The following is a 25,308-nucleotide window of genomic DNA, read 5'->3' on the forward strand; positions in this document are numbered from 1 at the left end:
TGCCTTTGCACGCCGCCCTCACCAGAATCCCTGCCGCCTCCGGCCAACCGGCCGAGGCCGCGCGTCCGTCGTCGACGGCGCGCCATGAATGCCAGGGAGGCGGGTCTGCAATCGCGGCTGCGGCCCTGGCTTTGTCGCCAGCAGGGGAACAGTCGTGCACAAGCAGCAGGTTCGGACGGATGCCGTCGCAGGCATCGCATCGTCGTGGGGTTCGTCGTGGCGCGTACGCGGCTGGCAGCTGCTGTGCGGTAGCCTGCTGGGCTGCCTGCTCGCGCCCGCCGCCATGGCCGCCAACCTCAGCGTGTCGCAGCTGTCCGACTCGACCAGCGGCTGGCTGCGTGGGGATGGCACCGCCTCGGGCACGGCGAGCAGCGATCCAGCGCCGGTTGGGGCGATCGTGGTGTACGACGTCACCCTGTCCAACAGCGATACCGCCGCAGCCAGCGGCGTCGCGGCGATCTTCGACCTGCCGGCCAATACCCGCGCCTACCAGCTGCCTGCCGCCTGCACCGCGCAGACCGATACGCGCATCGTCTGCCGCTACGCCAGCTTCCCCGGCCAGGCGGCCGGTGGCATCAGCTTCCAGCTCAAGGTCGATACCCAGAACGCGCAGCCGGGCACCACCAAGGTGGTGGCGGCGATCGGCAACGAATCGGCCCTGCCGCCGTCGACCACGCCGGTCGCCAGCCTGACCAACGCCGATCCGTTCTTCGCCGGTGACAGCAACCCGGCCAACAACCGCCTCGAACAGAACACCACGCTGACCGCCGGCGCCGACCTGGGCCTGACCAAGAGTGGCAACCCCGCCTCGGTGATTGCCGGCGGCGAGGTGACCTACACCCTCACCGTGCGCAACGCCGGCCCCAGCCCGTCCACCAACTTCCAGGTGATCGACACGCTGCCGGCCGGCTTCGCGGTGGTCCCGGGCAGCTTCAGCGGCACCGGCTGGACCTTCAATTACGGCTCCACCACGGCCACCCACGCCGGCAGCCTGGCCAATGGGCTGACCAGCACGTTCACCTTCCGTGCCAAGGCCAACGTGTCCAGCGGCGCGGTCACCAACTCCGCGCGCGTGGCCGCCAACGGCACTCCGGACCCCCGTCCGGACAACGACGTGGCCACCGCCAACACCGTGGTGACCACCGGTGCCGACGTGACCGTGGCGATGGTCGCTTCGCCGGCCCCCGCCGCCACCGACGGGCCGGTGGTGTTCACCGTCACCGCCGACAATCTTGGCCCGGAGGCCTCCAGCGGCGTGAGCGTGACCGGCCAGCTGCCGGCGGGCTTCAGCTTCACCGGCACCGGCTCGCTGCCGGCCAACTGGACCTGCACCAGCCCGACCCCGACCACGTTCTCCTGTTCGCGCAGCGGTGCGATGCCGGCTGGCAGCAAGGACATCCTGCAGATCCAGGCGACGGCCCCGGCCACGCCCGGCAATGTCACGGCCACCGTGCAGATCCAGTCGGCGCTCACCCCCGACCCGAACGATGCCACCCATGGCACCAACAACAACATCGCCACCACCGCGCTGACCGTGCTCGCCGATGGCGCCGACCTGCGCCTGGCCAAGAGCAAGCTGGGCAGCAACGAAAACGGCGAAGTGGTGCCGGTCGGGACCACCTCGGCCAGCAACATGACCTCCACCCTGCGCCTGTGGAACAACGGCCCGGCCCGCATCACCGCCGGTGCGCAGATCGTGGACGTGCTGGCCGATGGCGAGGAATTCATCGCCACCACCGGACCGTTCAGCTGCTCGGCAGTGCCGGCCGCGTACACCCCGGGCACGCGCCAGGTGGTGACCTGCGATTTCACCGGCACCTACCCGGTGGCCGTCGCCACCGGCACCGGCAATGGCAACGCGTTCGCCACGCTGGTGATGACCACCCGCGCGCGCGCGGCCGGGGTACTGACCAACAACGCCTGCACCGGCGGTTCGGCACCCAGCGGTGGCCCGGCCTCGGTGGAGCCGACCACCGACAGCGGCGTCAACCAGGACAAGATCACCGGCAACGACTGCGCCGGCAGCGGCATCCGCGCCACCGACGATGCGGCCAACCTGTCGATCACCAAGGTCGCCAGCACCGAAGCCGGCGGCGACAAGGTGGTGGGCGTCACCGAAACCTGGGCCGAGTACCTGCTGACCGTGCGCAACAGCGGTGCCGATACCGCCGGCGTGGTGGTCAACGACCCGCTGCCGGGCTTCCTGGACAACAACCGCACCGTGGTGGACATCACCGCGCCAGCCGGCTGGCCGGCCGCCAACTGCCGCATCAACAGCGGCAGCCTGATCTGCGAATCGGGCAACGTGGTCCTGGCCCGCAACGCCACCGCGGTGATCCGCCTGCGCCTGCGCACGGCCGGCAACACCCCGGGCATCCTGTTCGACAGCGTCGGCAAGACCGCCGCCAGTGGCGCCAACGCGGCCTGCGTGGCGGCCGGCACGGTACCGGCGTCGGGCCACTTCCATTGCAACCGCGCCGGCGTTGGCGTGGACGGTCGCATCACCGGCTCGGTGGGCGAGTCGGACTGGAGCGACAACTACGCCACCGACTGGCTGCGCGTGGAGCGCGTGGCCAACATGCAGACCGTCGAGAAGGTGATCACCAGCGGCGACAACAGCGGTCGTGCCGGCGTGGTCGCCGACTACCGCATCCAGTACCGCAACCAGGGCCCGTCGGCGATCCCGCGGGTCGCCTTCACCGATACCTTCACCCTGCCGGCCGGCGACAGCGGCTTCGTGCTGGTCAACGCGCGTCTGGCCTCCAACAACCAGGCCTGCACCATCACCGCGATGGAGACGGGCATCACCGCCAGCAACACCGCCGGCGGCATTTCCTACCGCAATACCGATACCGCGAACCCGCGCACGCTGACCCTGACCTGCCCGGCGGTGGCGTTGGCCAATGGCGCGGTGGACACCGTCAACCTGGGCATCCGCCCGAACGTCAACGCCAGCAACACCGGCCGTGTGTTCGACAACGTGGCCGGTTTCAGCTTCCCCGATGGCGCCACCGGCAGCGATGCCAACGGCAGTTGGAACTACAACCTGGTCAGCACCGCGGCCGATGACACCCGGCAGGCGCGGCTGACCTTCGGCGAAGGCCGGGTCGACCTGCTGGTGCAGAAGAACGACCAGGGCTTTGCCGGTGGCATCGACCCGCTGGGCTTCGACCCGCAGGTGCCGGCCAACAACTACCTCACCTATCGGGTGACGGTGGGCAACCAGGGCCCGTCGCTGGCCAGCGATACCCGCATCCGCGACAGCCTGGTGCCGCCGGATGGCCGCACCGTGACCTTCATCGGCGCATCGACGACGGCTGGCGGCAGCTTCAACGTGGCCGGCTGCAGCGTGGTGGAGGGCACCAACCCGTTCACCGGCAACGGCAGCAGCGCGATGGTGCTGGACTGCCTGATGCCGGGCGCCGGCTTTGCCGGCAGCAACGAGGACGGCACCGTGGCCGCCGGCGCGGAGAGCGAACTGTTCCTGCGCTACCGCTACGACAGCGCGCCGGGCGGCGGTGGCGATACCTTGAGCAACACCGCGCTGGCGCACTCGGCCGAAACCCGCCAGGGCGCCGACCTGACCGCCGGCGATGCCAACCGCGCCGACAACAGCACCACCGAAACCACCAGCGTGTTCATGCGCTCGGACATGACCGTGCGCAAGACCATGGTGACCGTGTCGCCGGGGGCCGCCCCGAGCGTGGCACTGCCGGCCAGCGTGGCCGGCGTCACCGTGCGCCAGCCGTTCTGGTACGTCATCACCGGCGTCAACAATGGCCCCGGCCAGAGCCTGTCGCGCGACCGCAGCGCCACCGCGCAGCTGCGTGGTACCGGCACCGTGGTGGTGGATACGCTGCCGGCCGGCGTCCAGGTCACCGGCCCGGTCACCTGGCAGAAGCAGGGCCCGGCCTACGCCGGGGCCACCCCCGACGGCAGCGGCACCTGCAGCGTGCTCGACCGGGTGGTGACCTGCGAAGTGGGCGACACCACCTTCGCCACCGGCAACCCCGGCCAGGTCCGCATCCTGGTGCCGGCGATGTGGCCGCAGCTGCCGGCCGGCAGCACCGCACCGCGTGGCAGTGCCAGCAACCATGCGCAGATCAGCACCGAGCAGGTCGACGAGAACCCGGCCAACGACAGCGTCGATGTGCCGCTGGACGTGGTCAACCTGTCGCTCGCCGGCAAGGTGTTCGTGGACAGCGACCAGGCCGCCGGCAACGGCGGCACCGTGCAAGCCGGTGAAGCCGGCATCGCCGGTGTGTCGATCCGCCTGAGCGGCACCGATGCCTACGGCCAGGCGGTCAACCTGACCGTCACCACCGATGCCAGCGGCCAGTACCGCTTCGACAACCTGGCCCCGTCCGACGCGGCCGGCTACACCGTGCTGGAAGTGCAGCCGGCCGGCTATGCCAATGGCCGCATCGATCCGCCCACCAGTGGCGCGCAGGCCGCGAGCTTCAACCCGGACAGCTACCAGGCCGGCAGCCCGGACAGCCGCTACGTGGTGCTGCTGGGCACCGACGTGGCCGTGCCCGGTGGCACGATCGGCAGCGTCGGCGCGGTGGCGGTGAACTACAACTTCCCCGAAGTGCGGCGCCCCAGCCTGTCCGGCTACGTCTACGTGGACCTGGACTTCAACAACCAGCGCACCGTGGGCACCGACAGCGCCATCGTCGGTGCCAGCGTGGAGCTGCTGGACGCCAACACCGGCGCGGTGCTGGCCACCGTGCAGACCGACGCCAACGGCCACTACCGTTTCGACGACCTGGACCCGCACCTGCTGTACGCCGTGCGCGAGCCCTTGCCCAATGGCCCCTATACCAACCGGCCGAGCGCCGTGAACGCCGGCACCATCGGTGCCGCGGCCTGCGCCGTCGGCACGTGCGTGGTGGGCACCGGCGTGGCCAGCCCGGGCGGGCCGGACGCGGCCAGCACCGACCGCATCACCGGTATCGACCTGGGCACCGGTGCCGATGGGGAGAACTTCAATTTCGGCGAGAACCCCAACGGCAGCTCGATCGCCGGGCGGGTCTGGCTGGACCTGGACAACGACGGCGTCATCGACCCGACCGAAACCGGCCTGGGCGGCGTGGAGATCGTGCTCACCGGCACCGACCGCAACGGCCAGCCGGTGCAGTTGACCACCACCACCGCCGCCGACGGCAGCTACGCCTTCGTCGGCCTGCTGCCGGGCACCTACGTGGTGACCGAACCGACCCAGCCGGGCAACACCCTCAACGGCACCACCGTGCCCGGCGACAAGGGCGGCACCGCGACCGCGCCGGAGACCGTGCCATCGGCGATCAGCACGATCGTGCTGGGCAGCAACGAAGCGGCCGCGGCCTACAACTTCGGCGAGATCCCGATCGCCTCGATCGCCGGCCGCGTGTACTACGACAACAACGACAACGGCAGCATCGACGCCGACGAAACCGGCATCGCCGACGTGCAGATCGTGCTCACCGGCACCGATGACGCCGGGCAGCCGGTCAACCTCACCACCCGCACCGATGCGCAGGGCAACTACAGCTTCCCCAACCTGCGCCCGGGCAGCTACGTGCTGACCGAACCGGACCAGCCGGCCTACACCACCAACGGCATCACCAGCGCCGGCACCGTGCAGGGCAGCGTGGTGGGCGTGGCCACCGACCGCACGACGGTACCGTCGGCGATCAGCCAGGTGGTGCTGGGCGCGGGCATGCAGTCGGTGCAGAACAACTTCGGCGAAGTGGCCGACACCCCGGACCTGGTGGTCAGCAAGCGCGCCACCACGGCGGTGTTCACCGTCAACCATGCAGCCGAGTACCAGATCCAGGTGCGCAACATCGGCCCACGCCAGACCCTGGCCGGCTACGACGTGCATGACCGCCTGCCGGTCGGCCTGACCCTGCTCGACACGCCGACCGGCAACGGCTGGCTGTGCGAAGGTGCGGCCGGTGCGCAGCGCTTCGTGTGCCGCAGCAGCACGCTGATCGCTGCCGGTGCGACCCTGCCCGATGCGATCACGGTCAAGGTGAAGGTGGGCGCCGACGCGGCCAATGGCAGCACCGTGCACAACGCGGTGCTGGTCCAGGGCGGTGGCGAAGATGCGCCGCACGGCCCGAGCCCGGCCGAACGCGCGGCGTTCGAGGGCGATGTCACCGCGCTGCCCGAGTGCGATCCGGCGATCACCCTGAACGTGTGCCGCGTGCCCAGCAAGGTGCAGCTCAGCGCCTCGGTGGGGGGCACGGTGTGGTACGACGTGGGCGGCGATGACCAGCTGCTCGATGGCGGCGACCAGCGCCTGCCGGCCTGGATCGTCGAACTGGTCGACCCGGCCACCGGCGAGGTGGTGGCCAGCCAGGTCACCGCGGCCGATGGCAGCTACCGGTTCAACGACGTGCTGCCGGGAGTGAAGTGGAACATCCGCTTCCGCGACCCGCGCTCGAACATCGTCTGGCCGCACCCGGTCACCCGCGAGAGCGTGGCCGGCGTGCAGGCCATCTGCGACGCCGCCGGCGCCATCGCGCGCGCCGGTACCAGCGCCTGCCAGGTCAACGACAACGCCAGCAGCGTGCTCGAGGTGGTGCTGGCACCGGGCCAGTACCTGCCGCAGCAGAGCCTGCCGGTGGATCCGTCCGGCGTGGTCTACGACGCGGTGTCGCGCGACCCGGTGCCAGGTGCGATCGTGACCCTGTCGCCGGTGGGCATGTGCAGCGGTTACGACCCGCGCACCGCCGTGCTCAATGCAGGCCAGGGCGGTTACCGCATCGAGGGCAACACGATCTCGATGACCGTGGGCAGCGAGGGCTTCTACCAGTTCGCCTTCGGCCCCGCCGCGCCGGCCCGCTGCGAGTTCCAGATCAGCGTGACCCCGCCGGGCGGCTATGCGTTCGTGTCCACCCTGATCCCGCCGCAGGACGGTACCTTGTCGCCGCTCGGCGGCGGCGGCGCCAACCACGTGGTCCAGCCCAACACCGCAGCGCCCACCGGCGCGGTCGGCACGGCCACCCAGTACTACCTGGGCCTGTTCGGCGGTTCGGACACCGCCGCGATCGTGCACAACCACCTGCCGCTGGACACCGCGGTGGCCACCGGGCTGGCGATCAGCAAGAACGGTGACCGCCAGACCGCCGAGATCGGCGACACCGTGCAGTACACCATCACCGTGCGCCAGACCGCCGGCAGCGCGCTGCGCACCGTCAACGTGGTCGACCGCCTGCCGCGTGGCTTCACCTACATCGACGGCACTGCCCGTGCCGATGGCCGCGCCGTGGTCGACCCGGACGGCAAGCCGGGCCCGCTGCTGGGCTTCCGCCTTGGCTCGATCAGCGTGGGGGGCCAGATCGTGCTGACCTACCGCGTGCGGGTCGGCGTGGGTGCGCAGCAGGGCGATGGCATCAACCGCGCGCAGGCGTTCGGTTGCGCCTTCGACGGCGGCTGCATCACCGACAGCCTCACCCCGCTACCCGGCGCGCTGCCCTCCAACCGCGCCGAGTACCGCGTGCGGGTCACCGGCGGCGTGTTCACCGACCAGGCCTGCGTGCTCGGCAAGGTGTTCGTGGACTGCAACAACAACCACGTGCAGGACCGCGAGGAACTGGGCATCCCCGGGGTGCGCCTGTACTTCTCCGACGGCACCTGGGTGATCAGCGATTCGGAGGGCAAGTACAGCTACTGCGGCCTGCCGCCGCAGAGCCACACCCTGAAGGTGGATGCCGCCACCCTGCCGCTGGGGGCGCGCCTGACCACCAGCAGCAACCGCAACCTGGGCGATGCCGACAGCCTGTTCCTGGACCTCAAGAACGGCGAGCTGCACCGCGCCGACTTCATCGAGGGCAGCTGCGCCAACCCGGTGCTCGAGCAGGTCAAGGCGCGCCGCACCCAGGGCGAGGTGCGCGCACCGGAAACCGAAACCGGGCAGCCGCCGTTGCGCTTTGACAGCAAACCCGCGCGGGCGCCGCAGCAGGCGACCGACTCGGCCAACCAGAGACCGATCGTGCATCCCAGGACCCTCCCGCCTGCCGCAGGCGCCGCCGTGGAGGTGCAGCCATGAGCCGCCGCCATCCGCTGACCCGCCTGCCGCGGCTGAGCCTGCTGGCGTGTGCGCTGGCTGCCGCGCCGGCGATGGCGCAGAGCGTGGGCACCCCGGGCCGCTTCACCCCGGTGCTCGGCGAGGCCTCCGGCCTGTATCCGCGCAGTGCCACCAGCACCGACGCCGCGCCGCGCGCGCTGGACGGTGCCGCGGCGGGCACCCTGGACCGCATCGTGGTCGAGCTGGATCGCGACGGCGTGCCGGCCGATGGCCAGAGCGCCGTGCACGTGCGCGTGCAGCTGCTGGATGCGCAGGGCCGCGCGCTGAGCGGCAGCCGCTACGCCACGATCGAACACAGCGCCGGTCGCATCCGCCTGCCGGGCTCGCGTACCGATGAGCTGGGCCCCGGTGCACTGGATGCCGACACGATCACCCCGGGCGTGCAGCTGCAGGTGGTCGATGGCCTGGCCGAGTTCGACCTGCTGGCCCCGCACGATCCGCAGGACGTGCTGCTGCGGGTCACCGCGGGGGCGGAGACTGCGCAGGGCAGCATCGCCTTCCTGCCGGAAATGCGCGAGATGCTGGCCACCGGCCTGATCGAGGGCGTGGTCAACTTCCGTCGTCGCAACACGGCCGGGCTGGTCGCGCCGGTGGACCACGACGACGCGTTCGACCGCGATATCCGCCGCTGGGAACGCCAGTTCAACAACGGCAAGGCCAATGCCGCCGCGCGCACCGCGTTCTTCGTCAAGGGCCGGATCAAGGGCGAGTACCTGCTCACCGCGGCCTACGATTCGGACAAGGACACCCGCGGCCGGCTGCTGCGCGACATCCAGCCGGAGGAATTCTATCCGGTCTACGGCGACGCATCGTTGCGCGGCTTCGATGCGCGCTCGGCCGAGCGCCTGTACGTGCGCGTGGACAACCGCCGCAGCTACCTGCTGTATGGCGACTTCCAGACCGGCGACGGGCTGGCCACGGCTACCGGCATCGGCGGCAGCGGCGCGCTGCCGCAGCGCAGCCTGGGCACCTACAACCGCACCGCCACCGGCCTGGGCTGGCATTTCGAAAGCGAGCGCGTGCGCAGCAACGTGTTTGCGATGCAGGATTCGCTGCGCCAGGTGATCGAGGAGTTCCGCAGCCAGGGCAGCGGCCCGTACGCGCTGCGCAACAACGCCGTACTCGAAGGCAGCGAGCGGGTGGAAGTGATCGTGCGCGACCGCAACCAGCCCACCCGCATCGTCTCGGTGCGCGCGCTGGCGCGGCTGGTCGACTACAGTTTCGAGCCGTTCTCCGGGCGCATCCTGCTCAACCAGTTCCTGCCGGCGTTCGACAGCGACCTCAACACGGTCTCGCTGCGCATCACCTACGAACTGGACCAGGACACCGAGAAGTTCTGGGTGGTCGGTGCCGATGCCCAGGTCAAGCTGGGCGAGCGCATGGAAGTGGGGGCGGCGGTGGTCGACGACCGCAACCCGTATGCCGAGTTCAGCATGGGCAGCGCCAACGCCAGCTACCGCTTCGGCGACAGTACGCTGCTGGTGGCCGAGTTCGCGCGTACCCGCAGCGAGGTCAACACCAACACCATCAACCAGGTCACCTCGCAGGGGCTCAAGGACGTCACCGGCGAGGTCGAGGGCGATGCGTGGCGGGTCGAGTTCGCGCATGACGGCGCGCGCTTCGACGCGCGTCTGTTCGCCGCGCGCACCGATCCGGCCTTCAACAATCCGGCGGCGCCGTTGTACGGCGGCCGTGGCGAATACAACGCCCGGCTCGGCTACCGGGTCGGCCCGCGGCTGGAGCTTTACGCCGAAGGCCTGCGCAGCGAAGACCGCAACCCGGACGGTGGCAAGCGCGACGCCGGCGGTGCCGGCGTGCGCATTGGCGCCAGCGAGCGGCTCACCGTGGACGTGGGCGTGCGCAGCATCCGCGAGACCATCGGCGTGACCTCGCCGTGGTCGTCGGGCGCTCCCTTCGGTGACGCGGGCGGGCTCACCGGTGGCTTTGCCACCGGCAGTGGTGGCGGCGCGCTCGGCTACGGCCAGCAGGCGCTCGATCCGCTCACCGGGTTGATGGTGATCAACGGCAGCAGCAGCGGCAGCCCGATCACCAGCGACCTGCCGGTGGGCACCGAGCTGGCGTCGGACAGTGCCCGCATCGGCCTGGGTTATCGCGTCAGCGATCGCCTCAGCGCCGGTGCCGAGGTGGAGCAGAGCGTCAGCGGCGAAGATCGCAAGCGCCTGGCGGCCGGCCTGGATTACCAGGTGTTCGAACGCAGCCGCGTCTACGGCCGGTACGAGAAGCAGACCGGCCTGACCAGCGCGTATGGCATCACCACCACCGACCGCGAGGCCGATGCGCTGGTGTTCGGCATCGACAGCAGCTACCTGCGCGATACCCAGACCTTCAGCGAGTACCGGTTGCGCGACTCGATCAGCGGCCGCGACGTCCAGGCCGCATCGGGCATCCGCAACACCTGGGATATCGCCGAGGGCCTGCGCCTGGGCAGCTCGGCCGAGCACGTCAAGGTGATCGACGGCAGCGCCGGCGACACCACCGGCCTGGCGCTCGCGCTGGACTACAGCGCCAACCCGCTGTGGCGCGGTGCGATCCGCGCCGAGCACCGGATCTCCGAGGATGTGCCGGACACCGCGACCAACGAGGCCTTCAACACCACGCTGCTGCAGGCCATGCTGGCCCGCAAGCTCAGCCGCGACTGGACGCTGCTGGCCCGCAACTACCTGCTCAGCACCCGCTACGACGCGCGTGGCGACGTGCTGCAGGACCGCTTCCAGCTCGGCGTGGCCTACCGCGATACCGACCGCAACCGGATCAATGCGCTGGCCCGCTACGAGTACAAGCTCGAACGCGATGAGAGCGGGCTGACCCTGTCCGATGGCGCGGCCGTGGATGGCAGCAGCCAGGACGTGCGCACGCGCGCGCACATCGTCTCCACCCATGCCGACTGGCATCCGTCGCGGCCGTGGTGGCTGACCGGGCGCATTGCCGGCAAGTGGCAGCAGGACCAGTTCGCCTACGGCGACGGGGTGCGCGTCAACAGCCGTTTCCATGCGGTGCTGGTGTCCGGGCGGGTGGTGTATGACATCACCGAAAACTGGGACATCGGCGTGCTCGGCTCGACCTTCCGCGGCCAGACCGGCGCCAACCAGTACGCCTGGGGCATGGAAGTCGGGCGCCTGCTGCGCCAGAACCTGTGGCTGTCGGCCGGTTACAACTGGAGCGGTTTCACCGGCGACCGCGATCTCAATGGCTACGAGTACACCCAGCAGGGCGTGTTCGTGCGCCTGCGCTTCAAGTTCGATGAAGACCTTTTCCGGCCGGACCCCGTCCGCTACCGCGACCCGGCACGCTGAGGATGCCCCGATGACCACGCTTTCCCCGATTTCCCGAGTTGTCCCCGCGCTGCTGGTGGTGGCCATCGCCACCACGCTGGCCGGTACCGCCGCTGCCCAGCAGACCCGGCTGCGGCCGGAGCAGCAGCGCATCACCGATGCGGCCATCCATGCCGACCACCAGGCCTACGAAGCGACCCAGGGCCGCATCCAGGCGCTCAACGACGGCGGCCGGCCGATCCGCGACTACCACCTGTCCAAGGCGCAGTGCTGGCTCGACGTATCCTTCCACGAGTACAGCCGCAACGACCGCAGCGACTTCCCGCAGCAGGCGCTGACCGAGTCGGAAACGCTGATCGTGGGCATGGAGCAGGGCACCTCGCCGCTGCCGACCGACACGCCGCTGGTCAATGGCGCCAAGTACCTGCGCGATGACCTGTGGCAGCGCCTGCGCGTGCTCCACGGCGCGCCGGGGTTCAGTTGCGCGCAGCAGCAGGTGGCCTGTGGCGAGGTCGAACTGGTGCATGCCGGCAACGAGTTCAACCAGCAGCAGTGGCGCCATTCCAAGCCGTACATCCAGATCGCCGAGGAGCTGGTCAACGATGCCGAAGCGGCGGCACGCCAGTGCGCGGTGGGCACGCCGGCCGCGGCGTCACCGACCCCGCTGGTGGCCAACGTGCTGTTCGAGTTCGACCGCGACGGTTACCGCGACATCCGCACCTATTCGCTGGAGAGCGTGGACCGCGCACTGGCCAGCGTGCGCAGCGAAGCGCTGCAGCTGCGCGGCATCGCGCTGGTCGGGCACGCCGACCGCATGCAGGGGCGTGGCTTCGATGCCAACCAGGCGCTGTCCGAGCGGCGCGCCCGCACCGTGCGCGATCTGCTGGTCGGCCGCGGCATCGACCCGGCGTTGATCCGCTACGAGTACCGCGGCGATACCCAGCAGGTGCAGCAGTGCGATGGCGTGCGTCCGCGCGCGGCGCTGCTGGAATGCCTGCTGCCCAATCGCCGGGTGGAAGTGCGTTTCGACGTGACGCGCTGAGGCGACAGGCCCTCAGTCGCGGGGCCCGGTTGCCGCCTCGGTGGTAGCCGGGTGGGGCCGCGCCGGCTCCGGCCGCGGCGGTGTCCACGGCAGCGGCCGGCTGCCGGCCAGCGTCACCCAGCCCAGCACCTGCGCTTCGGTCGGGTCGTGCAGCACGCTGTACAGGTCGACCTCGCTGCCGGTGGCTGCGCCCCAGAGGCTGGCCCAGGCGTTGCGGCCGCTGCGGCGCGCGCTCTGCAGGGCGCGGTCGGCCGCGCGCAGGCTGTCGTCCAGGTGCGCGGGTTGGTCGGCGAACAACGGCAGCGGGGCCAGGCCCAGGCTGGCGCTGAGGGTGATCGGCTGCCCGGGGCGGGTGTCCACCAGCAGGTGCTCGATGCGGGTGCGCAGGTGGTTGGCCAGCGCCTGCGCGGCGGCCTCGGAGGTGTCGTGGCGCGCGACCAGGAAGCGGGTGCCACCCCAGCGGGCCACCAGGTCGCCGCGGTCCACGGCGCTGCGCAGGCAGCGCGCCACCGCGCGCAGTACCGCATCGCCGCCCGCCTGGCCGTGGCGGTCGTTGAGTGCCTGGAAGTCGTCGATCTCCAGCAGCAGCAGCGCACTGCGCCGCTGGCCCGATGGCCGGGCATCGCCCAGCAGGCGTTCGGCCTCGTGCCGGCTGGGCAGCCCGGTGACCGCATCGGTCCGGCTCAGCGCCGCCAGTTCGTGGCGCTGGCGGCGCAGGCGCAGGATCAGGACGGCCGCGATCGCCAGTACCGCCAGCAGCGCGGCCACCGCGCTGTTGCGGACCACCCGCACCCGTCCCAGGTCCTGTTCGGCGTTGACCTCGGCCGGTGCGACGTGGCGCTCGGCGCTGGCCTGCAGCCTGGCCAGGCGGTTGAGGGTGTCGCCCTTGCTGCGCGCCTGGTCCAGGTCGCGCGCCTGGCGGGCCACCTGCAGCGCTTGCTGGCGCAGGCCGAGCAGCGTGTAGGCATCGCCGAGCACATCCAGGCCATGGCGGATCTCATCGGTGAAGTGGCCGCTGTCGGCCAGCGCCTGCGCCTGTTCGGCCAGGGCGAGGCCCTGGGCGGCCTGGCCGCGGTCGAGCGCCACCCGGGCCAGGCGCTGCAGGGTGATGATCCGGCCCTGCGCGTCCTGCGTCGTCTGCCAGGCCAGGGCCTGGTCCAGCCCCTTCTGGGCCCGGTCCAGTTCGCCGCGCACGCGCTGGATCTCGGCGCGGTGGCTGCCGATGCGGTGCATCAGCAGCTCCTGGCCGTTGAGCCGTGCGCCGATCGCGGCCGCACGATCGAAGGCGGTCTGCGCCTCTTCGTAGCGTTGCATCGACAGCAGCGCATAACCGACGTTGTAGTGGATCAACAGGTCGCCCGGGTTGGGCGGCCGGCGCAGGTGCTCGCTCAGCGAGGCGGCCTTCTGCAGGTAGGTCAGCGCGCCCTGGGCATCGCCCATCGCATCGCCGCGGATCATCGCGATCTGCATCAGCGCGCTGATCTGGCCGTGCACGTCGCGGGTGCGTACCGCATCGTCGAGCAGGGTGCGCGTCAGCTCCAGGGCCTGGGCCTGGTCGCCGCGCCACAGCAGCAGGTGCGCGGCCAGCGCACGTGCGCGCTGGGTGTCCTCGGCGCTGGCATCGGCGCGTGCGGCGGCGGCCAGCAGGCGCTCGGGCAGGCCCTCGGTCTGCGCCAGGCGGCCCTGCGAACGCAGCGCCATGCCCAGGCAGCCGATCGCCCCGATCTCCACCGAGGTGGGCAGCGTCGGTCGCGCCAGCAATGCCGTGGCGATCTGCAGCGATGTCTCCGGGGTGCTGGCCAGCAGGGCATTGCACTGCTCCACCTGGGCGATCAACGGCCGCCCATCGCCCGGGCGCTGTGCCAGCGCAGGCAAGGTGGAAACGGCAAGGGCAACGCACAGCAGCGCAGGCAGACTGCGCCGGACACGCGACAAGCAGTTCATGGTCCACAACATCCTGGCGGCGATCCGGCGGAGGCGGGCGTGGCGGCGAGAAGGCTGCCGCCAATCGGGGGATGCCGGATCGTGGAAGGCTAATATACCGGCGTTGTCGACAAAACTTGACGCTTCTGGCCCGTTCGGACCCGCCGTACATGCCGATTACCCCGTTCTCCTCCCTCCTTGACGATGCGCCTGGCGCGGCCACACCGGGCCTGGGCGAGCGCACCGACGCCATGTTGCGCGGCCTCTGGCTGCTGGTGGCGGCCTTCCACCTGCTGACCGCCAGCTGGTTGCTGCTGCGCCTGGGCGACGGAGTGGACACCCTGGTCCTGGCCCTGGCCGGGGCGCACCTGGCGGTGTGCGTGGGCTGCCTGGTCGAGCAGCGGCGCGGCCGTGGGGTGCGTGCGGCGACGCTGTTCGTGGTCGGCCAGTTGCTGCTGCTGTCGGTGACCGAAGGCTATTGGGGCCTGGCGTCGCTGTCGCGGGTCCAACTCGTGCAGGTGGTGCCGGTGCTGCTGGTGGCGGCGCTGCTGGGCGCGGCGCCGTTGCGCTGGGCCACGCTCTGGGCGTGCCTGGCGATGCTGCTGGGCGCCTGGATCGACCTGGCCGGCATCCTGTTCCGCCCCGACCGCGTCGCGCACGTGGTCACCGACCTGGGCGTGTGCGTGTTCGGCTGCGTACTGGTGGCCTGGCTGCTGCACCACAGCGTCACCGGCCTGCGTGAGAGCCTGCAGGTGGCGCGGCAGCACGGCGTCGAGCTGGCGCGCAAGCGCGATGAGCTGCAGCTGGAAATGCAGGAGAAGGAGCGCTCGCGCGACCAACTGGTGCACGCGATGAAAATGGAAAACGTGGGCCGGCTGGCCAGCGGCATCGCGCATGACTTCAACCACCTGCTGGCGCTGGTGCACGGGTACGTGGGCAAGGCGCGCCGCGCGCCCGACCCGGCGACCGTGGCCGAGGCATTGCAGGGCATCGACTCGGCCGCCCGCCGGGCCAGCGCGGTCAGCCGGCGGCTGCTGGATTTCAGCCGGCTGGAGGCAAGCCGGCCGCAGCTGCTCGATGCCGCCGCGACCATCGACGCGATGGCGCCGACGCTGCGCCAGGTCTTCGGCGAGAGCGTCCACTGCCATGTCGATAGCGGCCAGGTGCAGTGCCGCGTCCACTTCGACCCGGCGCAGCTGGAATCGATCCTGCTCAGCCTGGCGGTCAACGCCGGCCAGGCGATGCCCGAGGGGGGGCGCTTCGCGCTGCGGCTGGGGTGGTTGCCCGACGCCGGCGAGCTGTCGATACAGGCCGCCGACACCGGCCTGGGCATGAGCGAGGAGGTCCGGGCGCGCTGCCTGGAACCCTTCTTCACCACCAAGCCGGTCGGGCAGGGCACCGGGCTGGGGCTGGCCGTCAGCGCCAGCCTGGTGGCGGCCGCCGGTGGCCGCATCGAGGTGGAAAGCCGGCTTGGCCACGGCACCTGCGTGGACATCCGCCTGCCGGCGCGCGCTGCCCCTGTCGAGCAAGCGTCGTGATCTACTAGCGGTCTGCTCGCACGGAATCATCCCGTGGTCTCCAGTTGGATCCTGCTGTTGGTATCGGTGGCCTACGCCGCGCTGTTGTTCGGCGTGGCGTGGTGGGGCGACCGTCGCCCGATGTACCCGGACCGGCCGTGGCTGCGCCCGGTGGTCTACAGCCTGGCGCTGGCGGTGTACTGCTCGTCGTGGACCTTCTACGGCGCGGTCGGCACCGCGGTGCGCAACGGCATCGGCTACCTGCCGATCTACCTGGGGCCGTTGCTGCTGTGGCTGTTCGGCTGGCGCATCATCGAACGCCTGGCGCTGGTCGCACGCAGCCAGAACGTGGTGTCCATCGCCGACTTCATCTCCTCCCGCTTCGGGCGCTCGCGGCGGCTGGCCGCGCTGGTGGCGGTGATCGCGCTGATCGGCATCGTGCCGTACCTGGCGCTGCAGTACAAAGCAGTGGCGATGAGCCTGCAGGTGCTCACCGGCAACGTCGGGCCGACCGGTTTCTTCACCGATCCGGCGCTGTACGTGGCGCTGCTGATGGCGCTGTTCGCCACGCTGTTCGGCACCCGCCAGGTGGACGCCACCGAGCACCACCACGGCATGATGCTGGCCATCGCGCTGGAATCGATGATCAAGCTGATCGCGATGGTCGCGCTCGGCCTGTTCGCCTACCTGTGGCTCAACGACCATACCGATGCGGTGCTGCAGTCCGCGCACACGCTGTTCAGTGGGTTGCCGCCGGTGGGCTTCATCTCGCAGACCCTGCTCAGCTTCCTGGCGATCATCTGCCTGCCGCGCCAGTTCCACGTGGCCGTGGTGGAGTGCGGCGACGTGCGCGACATCCGCCGCGCGCGCTGGATGTTCGGTGCGTACCTGGTGATCATCTCGGCGATGGTGATCCCGATCGCCACCGCCGGCGTCACCCTGTTCGGCACCGGTGGCAGCGTCGCCGACGACAGCATGGTGCTGGCCCTGCCGCTGGCCGAGGGCCGCAAGTTCCTGGCGCTGGTGGCCTACGTGGGCGGCTTCTCGGCGGCCACCGGCATGGTCATCGTGGCCTCCATCGCGCTGGCCACCATGGTCAGCAACGACCTGGTGATGCCGGTGCTGCTGCGCCGCAGTGGCGACCACCAGGAAGCGGCCGACGTCGCCTCGCGCGTGCTGTGGATCCGCCGCACCGCGATCCTGCTGCTGGCACTGGTCGCCTACAGCTACTACCGCGGCAGCAGCAACGACAGCACCCTGGCCTCCTACGGGCTGATGGCGTTCGCCGCGGTGGCCCAGTTCGCGCCCGGGCTGATCGGCGGCCTGTACTGGCGCGGCGCCAGCCGGCGGGGCGTGGAGGTGGGCATGCTGCTCGGCTTCGGCACCTGGGTGTACACCCTGCTGTTGCCGGCGTTGACCCACGCCGGCTGGATGGACGCGACGTGGCTGGTGCAGGGGCCGTTCGGCATCGCCTGGCTGCAGCCGCAGCACCTGTTCGGCATGAGCGGCTGGGATCCGCTGACCCATGGCACGTTCTGGTCGCTGCTGGTCAATGTGGCGGCGATGCTGCTGGTCTCGGTGCGCTGGCGCCCGGGCGTGGACGAGCGCCTGCGCGCGGCGCCGTTCCTCGACCCGTACGCGCAGCGGCCCTCGGTGGCCGGCGCGTGGCCGGGCCACGTGCACGTGGAAGACCTGCTGGCGCTGGCCTCGCGGGTGGTGGGCGACCGGCACGCGCGGCGTTCGTTCCTGGAGCAGGCCCAGTCGATGGGCCGCGAACTGCAGGCCTCGGCGCCGGCCGACCGCGCCTGGGTGCAGTTCACCGAGCGCCTGCTCGCCGCCTCGATCGGCGCGGCCTCGGCGCGCCTGCTGCTGACCAGCCTGTTGCGCGGCTCGGGCATGGACCTGGGCGAAGTGGTGGCGGTGCTGGACGAGGCCGGGCAGGAACTGCGCTTCAACCGCGAGATCCTGTCCACCACCCTGGAGAACATCAGCGCCGGGGTCAGCGTGGTCGACCCGGACATGCGCCTGACCGCGTGGAACCGCCGCTACCAGCAGATGTTCGGCTACCCCGACGGCATGCTTTACGTGGGCCGCCCGGTGGCCGACCTGATCCGCTACAACGCCGAGCGCGGCGAGCTCGGCGAGGGCGACATCGAGGTGCAGATCAACCGCCGCATCGGCTACATGCGCGCCGGCTCGCCGCATATCTTCGAGCGCACCCGCAGCGACGGCAAGGTCATCGAGATGCGCGGGCAGGCGTTGCCCGGCGGTGGTTATGTCACCAGCTACAACGACATCACCGATTACAAGCACGCGGAGAAGGCGCTGCTGGAGGCCAACGAAACGTTGGAGCAGCGCGTGGCCGAGCGCTCGCACGAGGCCGAGGTGGCCCAGCAGTCCAAGACCCGCTTCCTGGCCGCGATCAGCCACGACGTGCTGCAGCCGCTGAACGCGGCACGCCTGTTCGCGTCGGCATTGCGCGAGAGCCACCACCACAACGAAGAGCAGCGGCATCTGGCCGAGCGCGTGGACGCTTCGCTGCGTGCCGCCGAAGAACTGCTGGACGGCCTGCTGGACGTGTCGCGGCTGGATGCCGGCGGATTGCACCCGGTGATCGGCGATTTCGACGTCAGCCTGTTGATGCGCGAGCTGGCCGCGCAGTATTCACCGGTCGCGGCCGGCCGCGGGCTGCGCCTGGACCTGTTCGCGCGCCCGGCGTGGATCCGCAGCGATCGCCGCCTGTTGCGGCGCGTGCTGCAGAACTTCCTGGCCAATGCCTTGCGCTACACGCGGCAGGGCCGGATCGTGCTGGCGGTGCGGCATCGGGGCGACGAGGTGGAGCTGCAGGTCTGGGACACCGGGCCGGGCATTCCCGAGCACCACATGCAGCAGATCTTCGACGAGTTCCACCGCTACCAGCAGCCGTTCGACTGGGGCGAGCAGGGCCTGGGGCTGGGGCTGTCGATCTGCCAGCGCATCTCGCGCCTGCTCGACCACCGCCTCAATGCACGCAGCCGGGTGGGCAGTGGCAGCATGTTCTCGATCATGCTGCCCCGGGTGGAGGCGCCGGCCCTGCCCCAGGCCGCGGCCACCGCGCCCGCGCCACCGCCGCGCACCGATTCGCTGGCCGGCATGCGGGTGCTGTGCGTGGACAACGACCAGGAGATCCTGGATGGCATGCGCGCGCTGCTCGGCCGCTGGCAGGTGGAGGTGATCACCGCCAGCACCGTGGACCAGGCGCTGGAAAAGGTGGATGCGCAGCCGGATGTCATGCTGGTGGACTACCACCTGCACGACCGCCTGGACGGGCTGGACACGCTGGTGGCGATGCGCGACAAGGCCGGCCGGGCGATTCCCGGGGCGTTGCTGACCGCCGACGGTCGCGACGAGTTGAAGCGGATGGCGCGTGAGCGGGGCTACCGCCTGCTGACCAAGCCGATCAAGCCGGCCTCCCTGCGCGCCTTCCTGGCCGCCTTCCACGCGCCGCGCGGCGACCTGTAGCCACGCGGCGCCGGGCCGCGCCGTCAGGCCATGGCGCCGCTGAGGTGTTCGTACAGGATGGTGGCGCCGATGATGATCAGGATGATGCCGCCGATGATCTCCGCGCGCTTGCCCACCATGTTGCCGAGCACGCGGCCGAGCATGACCCCGGCGGTGACCATGGTGAAGGTGCACAGGCCGATGACCAGCGCCATCACCCCGATGTGCACATCCAGGAAAGCCAGGCCGATGCCGACCGCCATGGCGTCGATGCTGGTGGCGAAGCCGGTGACGGCCAGGCGCCAGAAGCCGTGATGCTTGCGGGTGTCCTCGTCTTCGTCCTCGTCGCCGTCATCGGGCCGGATGCCGTTGATGATCATGTGCACGCCCAGCGCGCCGAGCAGGCCGAAGGCGATCCAGTGGTCGAATGCCTCGACGTACTGCAGGGCGGCGCGGCCCAGCAGCCAGCCAATGATCGGGGTGATGGCTTCGATCACGCCGAAGATGAGACCGGCGCGCAACGCATCGGGGAACCGCGGCTTGCGCATGGCCGCGCCTTTGCCGATCGCCGCGGCGAAGGCATCGGTGGACATGGCAAAGCCGATCAACAGAATCGAGAGGGGGGACATGGGGACACGGCAGGTTGGGCAATGGCAGGCAACGGACCGCGCTCGCGCCCAACCTGTCGTTGCGCACGCGGACCGCTGGTCTCGCCAACCATCATGGCTACCCGCACCACGGCGCACTGGCCGAGTATGTTGATGCGGGCGATTCCTGCAGCAGGAATCAGGCTACTCCCCAAGGGGACGCGAAGCTTAGCACCGGGCCTGCGGATTGGAGCGTTCACCAGCAATTGCGCAGGCAACGCTGGATTTCATAGCCCCGGCTATAAGCCCAATCGGGTAGAGCCGAGCCATGCTCGGCTGCTCCGATGCCTTCGGCGTCCCAGCCCAAGCGCGTAGATCCACGCCATGCGTGGATGCTCTTCGTTCCGGCATCGCGCCATCCACGCATGGCGTGGATCTACTCTTCTTCCGGCGGCAACACGGTCTGTTCGTCGTCGATCGCCAGCGGAGGCTCCCAATCGCGTAGATCCACGCCATGCGTGGATGCTCTTCGTTCCGGCATCGCGCCATCCACGCATGGCGTGGATCTACTCCTCTTCCGGCGGCAACACGATCTGTTCGTCGTCGATCGCCGGTGGATGCTCCAAATCGCGTAGATCCACGCCATGCGTGGATGCTCTCCGTTCCGGCATCGCGCCATCCACGCGTGGCGTGGATCTACTCTTCTTCCGGCGGCAACACGATCTGTTCGTCGTCGATCGCCAGCTTGCCGGCCATCAGCACCGCCTGGGTGCGGTTGGTGACGCCGAGTTTGCGCAGGATCGCGGTGACGTGGGCCTTGATCGTCGCCTCGGACACGTTGAGGTCGTACGCGATCTGCTTGTTGAGCCGGCCGGCGCCGAGCATCTGCAGCACACGGAACTGCTGCGGGGTGAGCTCGCGCAGGCGCTGGCCGATCTCGCGCTCCTCGCGCCCGGTCGGCGGCACGTTGTGCGCCTCCGGCGGGGCCCAGGTCTCGCCATCGAGGATGGTGCCCAAGGCGTGGCCGATGGTGTCCGAATCGGCGGATTTGGGGATGAAGCCGAACGCGCCATGGTCGAGCGCGCGGCGCATCACCGTGGCTTCCTCGCGCGCGGACACCACCACCACCGGCAGCTGCGGGTGCAGGGCGCGCATGTGCACCAGCGCGTTGAAGCCCTGGGCACCGGGCATGTTGAGGTCCATCAGGACCAGGTCGGCATCGGTGTGCTGGTCGGCCAGCTGGTACAGCGCTTCCACGCTGTCGGCCTCGAACAGCTGCACGCCGGGGATGACGCGTTGCACGGCCCCGCGAAGGGCTTCGCGGAACAGCGGGTGGTCGTCGGCAATCAGGAGGGTTGTCATGGTGGGGGCCATGTTGCGGAGGAGTGCAGCGACGCAACGAAAAAGTGTAGCGAGGGGCCAGCCCCCTGAGTCAGGGGGCGGCCGCGAAGCGGCGGGATGCGGGTGCGGGTGAGACCGGGCCCACGATCCGGTTGCGGAGGTGGGCGCGGCAGCGCACATGCGCTGACGCGGTCCCATTCTGCGCCGGGTGCCGGAGGACTATTTCACCTTGCGCTCTTCCACCAGCGACGCCACCACCGACGGATCGGCCAAGGTCGAGGTGTCGCCCAGCTGGTCCGGCGCGTTCTCGGCGATCTTGCGCAGGATGCGGCGCATGATCTTGCCCGACCGCGTCTTGGGCAGGCCCGGCGCCCACTGCAGGTGGTCGGGCGCGGCGATCGGGCCGATCTCCTTGCGCACCCAGGCGATCAGTTCCTTGTGCAGTTCCTCGCTGGGGGTCTCGTCGGCAATCAGGGTGACATAGGCATAGATGCCCTGGCCCTTGATGTCGTGCGGGAAGCCGACCACGGCGGCCTCGGCCACCTTCGGGTGCGAGACCAGGGCGCTTTCCACTTCGGCGGTGCCGATGCGGTGGCCGGACACGTTGATCACATCGTCCACGCGGCCGGTGATCCAGTAGTAGCCGTCCTCGTCGCGACGGCAGCCGTCACCGGTGAAGTAGCTGCCCGGATAGGTGCGGAAGTAGGTGTCGATGAAGCGCTGGTGGTCGCCGTAGACGCTGCGCATCTGGCCCGGCCACGAATCACGGATGATCAGGTTGCCCTCGGTGGGGCCGTCCTGGATCTCGCCCTCGGCATTGACCAGCGCCGGCTGCACGCCGAAGAAGGGCAGGGTGGCCGACCCGGGCTTGAGGTCGACCGCGCCCGGCAGCGGGGAAATCAGGATGCCGCCGGTTTCGGTCTGCCACCAGGTGTCCACGATCGGGCAGCGGCTGTCGCCCACCACGTCGTAATACCAGCGCCAGGCTTCGGGATTGATCGGCTCGCCCACGCTGCCCAGCAGGCGCAGCGAGGCGCGCGAGGTGCGCTTGACCGGGGCATCGCCTTCGCGCATCAACGCGCGGATCGCGGTCGGGGCGGTGTAGAAGATGCTCACCTGGTGCTTGTCGATCACCTCCCAGAACCGCGAGGTGGTCGGGAAGTTCGGCACGCCTTCGAACATCAGCGAGGTCGCGCCGTTGGCCAGTGGCCCGTACACGATGTAGCTGTGGCCGGTGACCCAGCCGACGTCGGCGGTGCACCAGTAGATGTCGTCCTCGCGCAGGTCGAACACCGCTTCGTGCGTGTAGGCGGCGTACAGCAGGTAGCCGCCGGTGGTGTGCAGCACGCCCTTGGGCTTGCCGGTGGACCCGGAGGTATACAGGATGAACAGCGGGTCTTCGGCGTTCATCCGCTCAGGTTCGCACTGCGCCGGCTGCGGGTCCACCACGTCGTGGAACCAGCGGTCGCGCGGGGCCTGCATGTCGACCGCACCGCCGGTGTGGCGCACCACCAGTACCGTTTCCACGGTGGTGGTGCCGGGCAGTTTCAGCGCGGCGTCGACGTTGGCCTTGAGCGGCACCTTGCGACCACCGCGCAGGCCTTCGTCGGCGGTGATGATCAGCTTGCTGCCGCAGTCGATCACCCGGTCGGCGATCGAGTTGGGCGCGAAGCCACCGAACACCACCGAGTGCACCGCACCGATGCGCGCGCAGGCGAGCATGGCCACGGCTGCATCGACGATCATCGGCAGGTAGATGGTGACCCGGTCGCCCTTCTTGACCCCCAGGCTGCGCAGCGCATTGCCGAGCCGGCACACGCGCTCATGCAGCTGGCGATAGGTGACGCCCTGCGCGGGCGCATCCGGGCTGTCCGGTTCGAACAGCAGGGCGACCTTGTCGCCGCGCGTGTCCAGCTGCCGGTCCAGGCAGTTGACGCTGGCGTTGAGTTCGCCGTCTTCGAACCACTTGATGCGGAAATCGTCGAGGTCGTAGCTGACGTTCTTGATCGTGGTCGGCTTCTTGAACCACTGCAGGCGCTCGGCGGCCTTGCCCCAGAAAGCATCCGGGTGCTCCACCGACTCGCGGTAGAGCGCTTCATACGTGTTCTTGTCAATGCGCGCCTTGGCGGAGAAATCCGCCTTGACGGGGTAAAGATCGGCCATGGCACCCTCACTTGCACTAGGACTTGGGTTGTGCGATCGCAGCATAACCCGCGACCCTTCCCCCTCAGTTTGCCGCATCCACCCTCCTTCGCGTTGCCTGGGTGGTTAGACCTTGGTCGAACCCGGGAGACCCCGGGCAGGGCGCGACGCCTGGCGTGCGGCAGGGCGGCCACGACCGACGGTCGACGGGTACGCGGCGCGTTTGCGGCGGCGGTGGGTTGGTGTGGCCTCGTCTGCGGGTGAAAGCGTACCGGCCAATGGTCGGAACCCGCCCGGGTGTCGGCGGCACCTGCCGTTCGCCCGCGGCGCCCGGGTCGTGCTCGCCCGGTGGGGCGAGTACGACTAATGGCCAATAGCCGCTGCCGGTGGCACAGCCGCACTGTCGGCTCGACCGTGCCCAGCGCGGCGTTCGCATTGCCACCCGGGAGAGAGGGCAACATGAGCCACCGTTTACTGAAGACGACACGCCGGCCGTTGGCGGCCGCCCTGTTCGTTGCATTGATCGCGCCAGGCGTGGCGTTCGCCGACACCGCCAAAGAAAAGGCGCTCGAAGCGCGCATCGCCGAGCTGGAGCGCCAGGTGCAGATGCTGGTCAACACCAGCCAGCAGCAACAGACCCAGATCAGCCAGGCCCAGACCGATGTCACCGCGGTCAAGACCGTGCAGGCCCAGCAGCCGGTGGCCGCGCAGGTGCCGGCAGGCAAGCAGCCGATCCAGGTCACCACCATCACCCCGGGCGCCGCGCCGGGCACCACGGTCAAGATCGGTGGCTTCATCAAGGCCGACTTCCTCGCCACCCAGACCAGCGATGGCCAGTTGGCCGACGATGCCACCGGCCGCGCGCTGTACCTGCCCGGGCAGACCCCGGTCGCCGGGGCCGGCGGCAGCGGCAAGCGCTCGGACGTGGACTACAACGCCCACGCCAAGTTCTCGCGCTTCAACCTGGGTATCGACAACGTGAGCGATGCCGGCAACAAGGCCGGTGCGTTCTTCGAGATGGACTTCTTCGGCAACTCGCTGGGCAACCAGACCGCCACCAACACCTACGGCGTCACCCTGCGGCATGCCTACATGTACTGGAACAACTGGCTCGCCGGCCAGACCTGGTCCAACTTCATGGACGCGGCCTCGCTGCCGGAAGCGGCCGATTTCGTCGGTCCCACCGACGGCGTGCTGTTCGTGCGCCAGGCGCAGATCCGCTATACCCAGGGCGGCTTCAGCGTCGCGCTGGAAAACCCGGAAACCACCCTGCTCACCGGCACCCGCAACCCGATCACCGGGGCGTGGACCAATGTGGCCAGCAACTCCGACCGCGGCGCGCTGCCCGACCTGACCCTGCGTTACGGCTGGAAGGGCGATTGGGGCACCTTCGGCGTCGGTGCGGTGGTGCGCCAGCTCAAGGTGGACAACCAGGCCACCGGCGCCGACGCGGACAAGATCGGCGGCGGCCTGACCCTGGGCGGCAAGTGGGTGATGGGCAGCACCGATACCCTGCACTACCAGATCAGCGGCGGCGAAGGCATCGCCCGTTACGTCGGCCTCGGCGTCACCGCCGATACCGCCTATGACGTGGCCCGCGACGAGCTCAACCCGACCGGCGTGCTGGCCGGCTACGTCGGCTGGCGCCACGCCTTCACCCCGAAGCTGCGCACCAACCTGATCTACGCGCGCAGCGACTACGACAACGACGGCAGCCTGGGCCCACTGGTCACCAAGAGCGTGCAGAGCATCCGCGGCAACATCTTCTACACCCCGATGCCCAAGGTCGATATCGGCGCCGAATACATGTACGGCGTGCGCGAGATCGAGGACGGGCGCAAGGGCGACATCAACCGCCTGCAGTTCACCACGAAATACAGTTTCTAAATGAGTGCCGGCCCACGGT

General features: G+C 69.9%; 10 protein-coding genes. 6 read left to right on the plus strand and 4 right to left on the minus strand.

Features of this window, described 5'->3' with window-relative positions:
- Positions 1 to 154 precede the first annotated feature (154 nt).
- From AC1DGC_RS14445 to AC1DGC_RS14455, 3 genes are read left to right on the plus strand one after another with little or no spacing between them, the layout of a single operon-like run.
- Positions 155 to 8,038: an SdrD B-like domain-containing protein gene (locus AC1DGC_RS14445; protein WP_478048206.1), complete on the plus strand. Its 7,884-nt coding sequence runs from the start codon at positions 155 to 157 to the stop codon at positions 8,036 to 8,038.
- A complete protein-coding gene (locus tag AC1DGC_RS14450; RefSeq protein ID WP_478048207.1) occupies positions 8,035 to 11,391 on the plus strand; it encodes a hypothetical protein in 3,357 nt (1,118 codons plus the stop codon). The genes AC1DGC_RS14445 and AC1DGC_RS14450 overlap by 4 nt, the downstream gene beginning before the upstream one ends.
- A 10-nt stretch (positions 11,392 to 11,401) precedes the next feature.
- Positions 11,402 to 12,412 (plus strand): OmpA family protein, encoded by a 1,011-nt coding sequence (locus AC1DGC_RS14455; protein WP_478048208.1) that lies wholly within the window; start codon positions 11,402 to 11,404, stop codon positions 12,410 to 12,412.
- A 12-nt stretch (positions 12,413 to 12,424) separates the two neighbouring features.
- Here AC1DGC_RS14455 and AC1DGC_RS14460 read toward each other — a convergent pair whose 3' ends face one another.
- Positions 12,425 to 14,356 carry a GGDEF domain-containing protein gene (locus AC1DGC_RS14460; protein ID WP_478048209.1) on the minus strand — a complete coding sequence of 644 codons (1,932 nt, stop codon included), beginning with the start codon at positions 14,354 to 14,356 and terminating at the stop codon, positions 12,425 to 12,427.
- Positions 14,357 to 14,505: 149 nt separating this feature from the next.
- Between AC1DGC_RS14460 and AC1DGC_RS14465 the strand changes: the two genes are divergently transcribed.
- Positions 14,506 to 15,873: a sensor histidine kinase gene (locus AC1DGC_RS14465; protein WP_259209360.1), complete on the plus strand. Its 1,368-nt coding sequence runs from the start codon at positions 14,506 to 14,508 to the stop codon at positions 15,871 to 15,873.
- Between the two features lie 33 nt (positions 15,874 to 15,906).
- On the plus strand, positions 15,907 to 19,353 hold the full coding sequence (locus AC1DGC_RS14470; RefSeq protein WP_259209361.1) for a hybrid sensor histidine kinase/response regulator: 3,447 nt from the start codon (positions 15,907 to 15,909) through the stop codon (positions 19,351 to 19,353).
- Positions 19,354 to 19,376: 23 nt separating this feature from the next.
- Here AC1DGC_RS14470 and mntP read toward each other — a convergent pair whose 3' ends face one another.
- The 3 genes from mntP to acs form a co-directional block, all read right to left on the minus strand.
- A complete protein-coding gene (gene mntP / locus AC1DGC_RS14475) occupies positions 19,377 to 19,961 on the minus strand; it encodes a manganese efflux pump MntP (protein ID WP_394163074.1) in 585 nt (194 codons plus the stop codon).
- Positions 19,962 to 20,615: 654 nt separating this feature from the next.
- Positions 20,616 to 21,281 carry a response regulator transcription factor gene (locus AC1DGC_RS14480; RefSeq protein WP_259209365.1) on the minus strand — a complete coding sequence of 222 codons (666 nt, stop codon included), beginning with the start codon at positions 21,279 to 21,281 and terminating at the stop codon, positions 20,616 to 20,618.
- A gap of 198 nt (positions 21,282 to 21,479) precedes the next feature.
- Positions 21,480 to 23,423 (minus strand): acetate--CoA ligase, encoded by a 1,944-nt coding sequence (gene acs / locus AC1DGC_RS14485; protein ID WP_394163077.1) that lies wholly within the window; start codon positions 23,421 to 23,423, stop codon positions 21,480 to 21,482.
- 438 nt (positions 23,424 to 23,861) lie between these two features.
- Here acs and AC1DGC_RS14490 point away from each other — a divergent pair, with 438 nt between their 5' ends.
- Entirely contained in the window at positions 23,862 to 25,289 is a 1,428-nt protein-coding gene (locus AC1DGC_RS14490; RefSeq protein ID WP_259209369.1) for a porin, read from the plus strand.
- Positions 25,290 to 25,308: the final 19 nt, after the last annotated feature.

It is taken from the genome of Stenotrophomonas sp. 05N37 (assembly GCF_056397365.1).